Consider the following 9003-nt stretch of genomic DNA (forward strand, 5'->3'; position numbering starts at 1 on the left):
AGCGACGCCCCCGACCCGGCTGGCGGATTCTTGGGGTCCTCGCAACACCTGATGGCTTATGCGGCCGTCAGTAGATCACGCAGGCGCTCGGCTGGGGTTCTCCAGCCGAGCGTTTTGCGTGGTCGGCCGTTGAGTTGCTGGGCGACGTGTTCGAGGTCTGCGGGACTGTGCGCGGACAGGTCGGTGCCTTTGGGGAAGTACTGCCGCAGCAGGCCGTTGGTGTTCTCGTTCGATCCGCGCTGCCAGGGTGAGTGCGGGTCGCAGAAGTAGACGGGGACTCCCGTGGCCACGGTGAACTGTTTGTGCGCGGCCATTTCGCAGCCCTGGTCCCAGGTCAGCGAGCCGCGCAGGTGCCCGGGCAGGGCCTGGATCAGGGGCACTAGGACGTCGCGGACCTCCTCGGCGGTGTGCCCGCCGGGCAGATGCCCGAGCATGACGTAGCGGGTGGAGCGCTCGACCAGGGTGACGATCGCGCTGTCGCTGCGGGGGCCGACGATCAAGTCGCCTTCCCAGTGGCCAGGCACCGCCCGGTCCTCGGCCTCGGCCGGGCGTTCGGAGATCATCACCATCTCGTCGACGAAACGGGACGTTCGCTGCTCCGCACTGCGGTGCGGCTTGCGGCGGGTGCGGCCGGTGCGCAGCGCCAGGGCGACCTCGCGACGCAGTCCGCCACGGGCCTGGACGTAGACCGCCTGGTAGATCGTCTCCGGACTCACGCGCATGCTCTCATCGTCGGGGAACTCGATGAGCAGAGCGTGGCAGATCTGCTCGGGCGACCAGCGTTCCTGGAGCCTGGCCGCAACGAAGTCGCGCAACGCTCCTTCCCGGGCCAGCTTGGAGTCCTTGGGACGCGACCGGCTCTTCGCCCATGCCCGCTGGGCTTGGTGCGGCCGGTAGACGCCGTCGACCGCACGGGCGTCAATCTCACGCTTGACGGTGGAAGCCGGCCGGCCGAGTGCCCGTCCGATCGCGCGCAGCGAGCGGCCCTCACGGCGCATGTCGGCGATCAGCTCCCGCTCGGCCACGGTGAGGAAACGGGGGTGCAGCCCGGCCTCGACCGCGGCAACGGACGGCTCCGACGCGCCGGCAACGATAGTGATCACACCGGTCGTATAGTCGATCAGACGGCCGTCTGCATGCAGGCGCGAGTGGCCGATCTGCCGGATCCCTTGGTCCCAGTCCCGAGCGGTGCGCTCGTGGACGCCGACCTGCGCGGCGGCACCGCGGCGATGGACTCCGGCCGCACGCAGCCGCTCGTACTCCGCCCGACCGGGATGCCCGGATGTGCCGGGCTTGCCGCGACCTCGGACACCAGCCTTCCGGGCCCATCCGAATGCCGTATTGCGGTTCACTCCCACTGCGCGAGCGGCAACAGTGATGCCACCGTCCTCCCGATCCAGCGCCTCGAAGAACCTCGCCTTCAGCACCTCAAAACCCACGATCCCCGCAACTCCCTAAACTCCAGGGTGTTGCGGGGATCAGTAGAACCCGCCTCTGGGTCGGGGGCGTCGCTGTGCTCAGGGCCAGAAGAGCTTGACGTCCTCCGGCGACCGCCGCGGGTGCGGTGTCTTGGGCTCTTCGACCTGGTAGCCGAGTAAGCGCAGGGCCTCCGCGGCGGCTTCGGGTGCGTCCCGCACGGCGGACTTGACCTGCACAAGTCGCCATTCGCGTAGCCGCTCCTCAAGGATCGTCCGCCACCCTGGCTGCGTGTCGATGTCGAACTCGCGCTTCAGGAAGAGGAGCACGTCTTCGAGAGCCGGCCGCATGCGGTGGCCACCGACGGGGAGGTGCATCTCCGCGAGCTTGGGGAGCTTCCTCCTGTTGAGCCCTCGCTTCGGCCGGCCCGATTCGGAGAGCCGCAGCAGGTAGGCCATCTCGTCTCGGTGGGCGTGGATCTGGATGTGGGCGCCTGGTGGCTCCTGCCAGCCGCGTTCGTACTCGAAGCGCATCAGCGGGTCGGGGACGTCTTCGAAGAACAGGTGGATCTGCGTCTTGTCGACGGCGAGGAACGTGCCGGCTCCGTCGAAGCAGCAGTAGTTGATGACCGCAAGCCTGAGGGTGGGCTCGCCGTTGATGCTGACGGGGATGCGGCAGATGATCTCATCATCCCGTATGGGGGCAACGCGCACCTTATCGCCGGTGTTGACGGCGTGAAAAGGCGGGGAGCCCTCTCCAAGGACTCCCCGCGTCAACGTGGTCAGCTTGTCGGCAAACTCTCTTGCCAGCGCGTCGAGTGATGACGCCTCGTCAGCAGTCACCTTTGAGAAGGTAGTCGATGCCCTGGATGGTGTACCACACGTCCAGCTCTTCCGTGCTGAGGCTGTATGTCTCGGCGCGGTCGCGAAGCTCTTCGTAGCTCATGTGGACGCTGCCGAGCATCTGCTTGCGCTGCTTGAGTAGTTGCTCGCGCGTCCTGTGGATCACCGTGGGTCGAGTCGCTGTCCCCATACTGCGCTCCCCTTCGTCGATGCGATCCAGTAGAGCAGGTCGCACTGACAAGTCTCCTGCAACGCAACGATGTTGTCACCCGAGCGGGCTACGTAAACGGGGGCGCGAAGCTGTCGTCGTCGGTCACGCTGCGGCGCTCCGTTCGGCGAGGTCGATGAGTTCCTGCCAGGAGTACGAGGTCTGGCAGCCTGGGCAGCGGAGGGTGTCGAGGCCCATGGTGACGTGGAGGGTCTTGCCGCAGGGGCAGGGGACGCGGGCGGAGGCTTCGCGGCGCCCTTCGGTGATGGTCTTGGCGCGGCCGTACCAGCGCTTGATCTCGTCGTGGTAGGGCTGGACGCCGGTGAAGCTGGAGTAGATCCAGGGGGCGTTGTTGGCGAGGAACGTGACGGCGCCGGCGAGGGTCTGGTCGTAGTCGCCGCGGAAAGTGGCCCGGCTGTAGCGGATCTCTTCGCGGATGGCCGTCTCCCACTGGGTGAGGACGGTGACGAGCCCGCCGGGGCCGCGCATGACGAGCACTTCGCCGCCGGGGAGGGGTGCGCCCTTGCTGCCCGAGATCCGGCCGCCGCCGGATCGCACGCCGGGCTGCAGGTGGTCTTCCAGCGCGGCGTGGAGGCTGGGGAGTGCCCGCAGCATCTCGGTGCCGTGTTCCTCGCAGAGTCGGCAGGCGAGTCGGCGGATGGGCTGGAGTTCGTCGTCCCACAGTGCGCGTCCGCAGGCGGTGCAGCGGGGCGTGTCCGTGTCCATGGTCGTGCCTTTCGTGCGGGTGTGCGGGCGGGCGGGCGGGCCGTAGGGGCTCTACCAGGCAGGCCAGTCGGTGGGGCGGGAGGGGTACCGCGGGGCGAGCGGGAAGTCATCAGGTTCGGCGAGCTGAGCGGGCGGTTCGTCGTCGGGCGCCGCCCCGCTGCGCATGGCGTCGGGTCCGACGCTGCTGTCGCGGATGGCGGCGTCGATCTGGTTGAGGATGTCGTCGGTACTGGTCACGGTCGGTTCTCCTTCGGGGTGTGGCGACGGAGGACGATGACGGTGGCGTCGTCGCGGTATCCGCCGTCGTCCTCGGGCGCGGCTGCGGTGAGGGCGTCGGCGAGGGCCTGCGGGTCGCCCTCGTGCTCGGTGGCCAGGCGTTCCATCTCGCCGTGGGGGATCTGGTCGTGAATGCCGTCGGTGGTGAGGAGCACGAGGCCGGTCTCCGCGGGGATGGCTCCCTCCATGACGGTGGCACTCGTCGCCTGCCATAGCCCGAGGCGGAACCAGTTGTCGTGTCGGCGGGCGATGTCCTCGGGTACGCCGCCGTTGAGTCGGAGGAACTCCCCCAGGGTCTGGTCGGTGGTGTGCTGGGCGAGCCGCTGACCGTCCCAGCCGTAGGCGCGGCAGTCGCCGATCCAGTACAGCCAGGTGCGGCCATCGGGCGCCATGCGCGCGGTGACGGCGCTGACGTGCGGTGGTGTGTCGTAGGCGTGCGCCATCTGCCCAGCCGTGATCATCGCGGCGAGGCCGCCGACGACGGCCGAGGTGTGGGTGATCACGGCGGGGGCGAGGTTCGCGTAGGCGACGGTGTCGGGGGCGTGGCCGGCCCCGTCACAGACGGCGGCGTAGACGTATCCGTCGTGGCGCTGGATGTGCGCGCCGTCGGCGCACGGCGGTTCGGTGCCAGCCCTCTGCCCGACGGCGGCCTGCACTTCGGTGTCCATTTGTCCTCCCGATTGGTGTGGGTCAGAGGTTGGCGCGGCCTGCCGAGGGGCGGGCGCCGCGATCTGAGAAATTTCTGAGCCCGCTCTGAGATCGCTGGTCAGCTCTCCTCGGTGGTGTCGGTGTGGGGGCCGGTGATGGTGGCGGTGCAGGTCGGGTCGGTCATGGGCTCGGTCTCCTCCGGGGTGAGGATCTTGTCGAGTGCGTCGGCGATATAGCGGGCGCCGGTGACGCCGCGGAGGTCGTCGGCGAGGCCGCGGACGGAGGCGAGTTGCTGCTCCGCCGCTTCCCGCTTCTGCACCTCGGCGGCGAGGGCCGCGCGGAGCTGGCGTTCGGTGTCGGCGTGGAGGGCGGAGACGCGGCGCAGTTCGGCTTCGGCGGTCTCGGCGCGCTTGGCGGTGGAGGGCACGACGTCGGGATCGTCGGCGAGGGCGTAGATCAGCCAGTCACGGACGCTGCCGCGCGCTTCGTCGGCCACCGCGCGCACCCGGGCCCGGAGCTTCCGGTACTGCGCGGTGTGCTGCTCGATGACCGGCAGCATGGCGCGCAGGGCGTTGCGGTCGGACGTCCTCCCGGCAGCCCAGATCGCACGCTCCAGCTCACCCCAGAGGGGGTGCCCGGGGCCGTGAGCGATGGGGCTGGCGCAGGACCCGTCGGGTGAGTCCTCGCACGGGCTGCCGTGCCCTGCGTGCTGCTCCGGCGACCACTCCGCCTCGGCGATCGCGTCGCGCAGCGCGGCGGGCGGGGCAGCCACCAGCTCGGGGTGCGCCTTGAGGTGGGCGCGGTACGCCTCGACGGCGAACGCGCGGGCCCCGGCCGGCTCAGGCCACATGCCGACGCCGCTGTGCCCGTTCTCGACGTGCCAGCCGCCGGTGTCCTTGTGGTGGACGACGCGGGAGGGGTTGCCCCACTTGGTGCCGCGGCCGACGTACACGGCGCCGGGCGGCATGCCGGGCTGCCCCCGGCGGCGGGTGCGCTGCACACGGGTGGGCATCAGCGGGTCTCCTTCAGACAGGCGGGGCAGGTGATCGCCTCGTCGTCGTGCTGGGCCCGGTCGACGGCGCGGAGCCGACGGCTGCCGCATGCGGTACGGGCGATGCCGTTCTCGTCGCGGATGACGGCGTGGACGACGCGGCCACCTCGGACGATCACGCGGGTCATGGGCTGGATGTACTCGGACATCAGGTCTCCTGTCGGTTGCAGCGGCGGGTGTGGTCGGTCGCGTCGCGGTGCGCGTCGGGCAGCGCCCAGTACCGGCCGGGTGCGGCGGTCACCCCGGGGCGGCAGCCGTGCGTCCACGCCCACGGCGGTCCGGGGGCGCCGGGGACACGGAACACGCGGGCGCGGGTGGTCATCGGGTCTCGCCTCCGATCGCCCGCGCCACCGCGAGGGTCTCCTCGCCGCCGATGCGGTGCAGCAAGTCCGGGTCCATGTCGACCATCCGCGCCCACACCTCGAACACCGCGGCGAGCGCCAGCGCCACGCCCGGGTGCATCACGGCGATGTACGCCAGGTCGGCCCGCTCGGCGGGATGGTCAGTTCCGCTGCGATCGACGACGACCATGCGGTCTGCGCAGCGGACGAGGTTCCAATCGGGATCGACGACCCACGGCGCAGGCGACGCCCTGTGCGCGTCCTCGGCCAACTCCCGCAGCCGCTCGGCCGCGGCGCGCAGTTCGGCCGCCGCGCTCACCGCGACACCCCCGGGTCGACCGCGGGGTGCGTGAACCGCACCGGCTTGCCCAGCGACCGGGCGTAGGCGATCTCCGCGCGGGTCGAGTCGCCCACGTAATCCCCGACGACCAGCACCTCATCCGCCAGCCGGATCTTCGCCCGGTGCAGACGGTCCAACTCGACCTTCAGCCGCTCGGCGTCCACCGGATCCGCCCACAGCGCGTGCGGGGTCTTCATGTCGCAGCCCGGCTTGACGACGATCATTCCGGCCGCAGTCAACTGCCGGTCCATCTCCGCCATCGCATCCATGAACCGGGTGGAGCCGCAGATCACCACGATCGTCGGCACGCACAGGTCACGCTTCGCCTCCGCCAGCTTCTCGCCTGGCGTCAGCAGCTTCGGGTAGCTCATCAGGATTCCTCCGAGGTCGTAGCGAGCAGATCGATCAGCCGGAGGTCACCAGGGCTCACGGCGACAGCGCCCAGGACGGCGAGCCACTGCACCCACACGGGCTCGACACCGGGGCGGGCCGTGAACTCGGATGCAGCGACCCGGCCGTGGGCGTGGGCGAGAGTGCGCTCCGCGAGCGCCTGAAGGTCCGACGCCGGGATCCAGCGGACATTGCGGGTTTCACGGACACTCGGCGACAGGCTGCCGATCACCGACGCCCGGAAGACCGTCCAGTCGTGGCCGACGCCACGGGCGCCGGGCTGCCTGCGGCAGCGGTTGGGCCGCCACCAGCCGGTGACGTGGGTGAGCCGCTCGACGGTGAGGCCGAGTTCCTCCTCGGTCTCGGCACGGGCTGCGTCCTCGGCGGTGCCGTGGCCGTCGATGTGCCCGGCGCAGGGGGCGATGCCCGGCGGAAACGTGGCGCGGTCGAACATCAGGTAGTCGCCTGCGGCGTTGGTGATGACGACGCCGACGGACAAGTTGTCGCAGACCTTCACGACCGGCTCTCCTTCAAGGGCGGGATGATCTTGGTCATGTGCTGCTCCCATCGCGGGTTGAGGTTCCGTGCGGCACCGTTGCCGCGGGTCAGGTGCGGGGCGGTCACGCGGCGGCGGCGTCGGGCACGGGGCGCAGCGGGGACTCGCCGATCGCGGCGGCCAGCGCGGCGTAGTGCCGGTCGGCGTCCTGGCGGGTGACTGGCGGTGGGGGCTCGCCGCGGCTGCGGTCGTTGGGCCGCGGGCCGCCGAACGTGCCGGTCGGCAACTCCTCGGCGAACAGCCGTTCCAGCGGCGTCACGTCGTCACCTCGGCGGGCGGCTTGTGCACGGTCCACGTGCGGTCCGGGTGGCGGACGACCCAGTCGCCGTAGCGGGCGACGATGCGAGCCTCACCGGTGCCGATGCGGAGGCCGACGCAGACGGTCTTGCCGTTGTCGGAGTCCCACTCGAAGTAGCCCTTGGCGTAGATCCCGTCACGGTCGACGGTGTCGTCGACGGCACCGATGTTGCGCCGGGTCAGCCACCAGGCGCGGCAGCCGGTCATCTCCAGAGCGACGATCGGCGCGCAGAACGGGCACTCGCCGCGGACGTCGGTGAGGTTGCCCCGGTCGTCGACGTCGCGGTTGTCGACGTCGCCGAGCTTCCGGCCGCAGCCGTTGCAGCAGCGCTTCATGGTGATCGTCGTGGAGCCGTCGGGGTTGGTGCGATCGGGTGTGTTGATGCGCGGGTTCATGTCGTCTCCTGGGCTTCGGTTTCGCGGGCCGGGTGGACGGCGCCCTGCGGCAGCGGGCGGCCGTCGAGGTGGCATTCGACGCCGGGCTCGACCTGGCACAGCGGGCAGCACGCCACACCGCGCACCCACGCGGAGATCCGCGCCGGATGCGGCAGCGGCAACTGCCGCTGGTTGGTCTTCATCACGCACGGCCGGTGCTCCGCAGCCGCACACCACGGGCAGGCGACCGCGCGGGCCGGATGCTGGCCGGCGCGCAGCAGGTGGCGGAGGCTGTCGGGCATCGGGGTCGAGTAGCGATGGCGGGTCATGTCGTGGCCTCCTCGCGGGCGGCGCGTTCGGCGAGCTTGCGGGCGAACACCTGACGGCGGTGCTCGATCTCCTCGGGCGAGTCGGGTTCGACGGCCTGACCGCGGGCGGCGGAGGTCGCGTCGAAGATCTGCGCGCGCAGGCTCGTGGCCTGCTGCGGGGCCCGGTGCAGATCGAAGATGGCGTTCCGCAACTCCTGGATGGTGGCGTCGAGTTCGGCGACGACGCCCTCGATACGGGCGGTCGCCCGGCCGTGGTCGAGGAGGGGGGTGACGCCCTGGAGGGTCAGCCCGGCGGCGAAGACGCGCTGGATGACCATGTCGTGCAGGTCGCGGGCGATGCGCTCGCGGTCGGCCATCACCTCCCGCTCGGCGCGGGCGGCGGCCAGCTCGGACTGCAGCGCCAGGCGGCGGCCGATGTCCTGGCCCACGATGGAGTAGCCGATGACGGCGCCGTCGGCGTCCCGCATCGCGGAGACGGTGACGGAGACGTCGACGAGGCCGCCGTCGGCGCGGCGCCAGCGGGTCTCCACCGGCTCGGCGTGCTGCCCCGAGCCCGTACGGGCCAGCGCGTCCTCGAACGCCGGGCGCGCACCGTCGGGGAGGAGTTCGTCGACGGAGGTGCCCACCCTCGCGTCGGGGTCGCGGCCGAGGAGGTGCGCGGCGGCGGGATTCCAGGTCTGGATCACGCGCTGGGGGCTGATGGAGATCATGGCGTCGCCGGAGGACGTGACCACGGCGGCGAGCCGGGCGGCGGCGCCGCGCGCCGCCTCCAGTTCGGCGTGCAGGGCGATCAGGCCCTGGTCCGCGTCGCTCAGTTCGTGGCTCAGCTCGGTTATCTGGCGTCTGCCGTCGGCCAGTTCGGCCTCCCGCAGCCGCAGCAGTTCCGCCGCCTCGGCGAGCGTACGCGGTGGCTGCGCGCTGTTCACGTCGCCTCTCCCGGGCCCGTCGTGGTCGTCACCCCTCATCACGGCACCTCGGTGACGACGAGGACCGTGGCGTCGTCGGCCGGCCGGCCGTGGTCGCGGTGGAGCACGGCGGCGGCGACGGCCGGGTCGTGCCGCAGCAGGCCGCGGTACGCGGTCAGGTCCCAGCCGCTGCGGATCCCGTCGGAGGTCAGCACCAGGGTGGCGCCGGGCGCCCAGGGCACCCGCTCCACGGGGGTGTTCGGCGGGGACAGCCGGGTGCCGAGGGTGCCGGGCCGGCCGAGG

General features: G+C 71.2%; 16 protein-coding genes and 1 pseudogene. All 17 read right to left on the minus strand.

The window, feature by feature from the left end; all coding sequences use genetic code 11:
- Positions 1-56: 56 nt before the first annotated feature.
- A complete protein-coding gene (locus tag H5J30_RS00320) occupies positions 57-1250 on the minus strand; it encodes an IS30 family transposase (RefSeq protein WP_181785123.1) in 1194 nt (397 codons plus the stop codon).
- Positions 1251-1517: 267 nt separating this feature from the next.
- Positions 1518-2258: a hypothetical protein gene (locus tag H5J30_RS00325; RefSeq protein WP_181785108.1), complete on the minus strand. Its 741-nt coding sequence runs from the start codon at positions 2256-2258 to the stop codon at positions 1518-1520.
- Complete coding sequence (locus tag H5J30_RS00330) at positions 2248-2424, minus strand: hypothetical protein (protein WP_309505371.1); 177 nt, start codon at positions 2422-2424, stop codon at positions 2248-2250. The genes H5J30_RS00325 and H5J30_RS00330 overlap by 11 nt, the downstream gene beginning before the upstream one ends.
- Positions 2425-2571: 147 nt before the next feature.
- Positions 2572-3192, minus strand: a complete 621-nt coding sequence (locus H5J30_RS00335; RefSeq protein WP_181785110.1) for a hypothetical protein — start codon at positions 3190-3192, stop codon at positions 2572-2574.
- Between the two features lie 51 nt (positions 3193-3243).
- A complete protein-coding gene (locus H5J30_RS00340) occupies positions 3244-3429 on the minus strand; it encodes a hypothetical protein (RefSeq protein ID WP_181785111.1) in 186 nt (61 codons plus the stop codon).
- On the minus strand, positions 3426-4136 hold the full coding sequence (locus H5J30_RS00345; protein WP_181785112.1) for a SpoIIE family protein phosphatase: 711 nt from the start codon (positions 4134-4136) through the stop codon (positions 3426-3428). The genes H5J30_RS00340 and H5J30_RS00345 overlap by 4 nt, the downstream gene beginning before the upstream one ends.
- Positions 4137-4234: 98 nt before the next feature.
- Complete coding sequence (locus tag H5J30_RS36195; protein WP_258562957.1) at positions 4235-5128, minus strand: DUF4326 domain-containing protein; 894 nt, start codon at positions 5126-5128, stop codon at positions 4235-4237.
- Positions 5128-5316 (minus strand): hypothetical protein, encoded by a 189-nt coding sequence (locus H5J30_RS00355; RefSeq protein WP_181785113.1) that lies wholly within the window; start codon positions 5314-5316, stop codon positions 5128-5130. Before H5J30_RS00355 ends, H5J30_RS36195 begins: the two co-directional genes overlap by 1 nt.
- Positions 5316-5489 (minus strand): hypothetical protein, encoded by a 174-nt coding sequence (locus tag H5J30_RS00360; RefSeq protein WP_181785114.1) that lies wholly within the window; start codon positions 5487-5489, stop codon positions 5316-5318. Before H5J30_RS00360 ends, H5J30_RS00355 begins: the two co-directional genes overlap by 1 nt.
- The gene (locus tag H5J30_RS00365; protein ID WP_181785115.1) at positions 5486-5827 is read right to left on the minus strand and encodes a hypothetical protein; all 342 of its coding nucleotides are present in this window, start codon (positions 5825-5827) and stop codon (positions 5486-5488) included. Before H5J30_RS00365 ends, H5J30_RS00360 begins: the two co-directional genes overlap by 4 nt.
- The gene (locus H5J30_RS00370) at positions 5824-6219 is read right to left on the minus strand and encodes a hypothetical protein (protein WP_181785116.1); all 396 of its coding nucleotides are present in this window, start codon (positions 6217-6219) and stop codon (positions 5824-5826) included. Before H5J30_RS00370 ends, H5J30_RS00365 begins: the two co-directional genes overlap by 4 nt.
- Positions 6219-6755 (minus strand): NUDIX hydrolase, encoded by a 537-nt coding sequence (locus H5J30_RS00375; protein WP_309505372.1) that lies wholly within the window; start codon positions 6753-6755, stop codon positions 6219-6221. Before H5J30_RS00375 ends, H5J30_RS00370 begins: the two co-directional genes overlap by 1 nt.
- A gap of 103 nt (positions 6756-6858) precedes the next feature.
- Positions 6859-7053 carry a hypothetical protein gene (locus H5J30_RS00380; RefSeq protein ID WP_181785118.1) on the minus strand — a complete coding sequence of 65 codons (195 nt, stop codon included), beginning with the start codon at positions 7051-7053 and terminating at the stop codon, positions 6859-6861.
- Complete coding sequence (locus H5J30_RS00385; protein ID WP_181785119.1) at positions 7050-7487, minus strand: hypothetical protein; 438 nt, start codon at positions 7485-7487, stop codon at positions 7050-7052. Before H5J30_RS00385 ends, H5J30_RS00380 begins: the two co-directional genes overlap by 4 nt.
- Entirely contained in the window at positions 7484-7795 is a 312-nt protein-coding gene (locus H5J30_RS00390) for a zinc finger domain-containing protein (RefSeq protein WP_181785120.1), read from the minus strand. The genes H5J30_RS00385 and H5J30_RS00390 overlap by 4 nt, the downstream gene beginning before the upstream one ends.
- The gene (locus H5J30_RS00395; protein ID WP_258562958.1) at positions 7792-8760 is read right to left on the minus strand and encodes a PAS domain-containing protein; all 969 of its coding nucleotides are present in this window, start codon (positions 8758-8760) and stop codon (positions 7792-7794) included. The genes H5J30_RS00390 and H5J30_RS00395 overlap by 4 nt, the downstream gene beginning before the upstream one ends.
- Positions 8760-9003, minus strand: a pseudogene (locus H5J30_RS00400) (SpoIIE family protein phosphatase); the annotation flags it as partial. The pseudogene H5J30_RS00400 and the gene H5J30_RS00395, both read right to left, overlap by 1 nt.

This window comes from Streptomyces phytophilus (genome assembly GCF_013870535.1).
In the GTDB taxonomy this organism is placed as follows: Bacteria; Actinomycetota; Actinomycetes; order Streptomycetales; family Streptomycetaceae; genus Streptomyces; species Streptomyces phytophilus.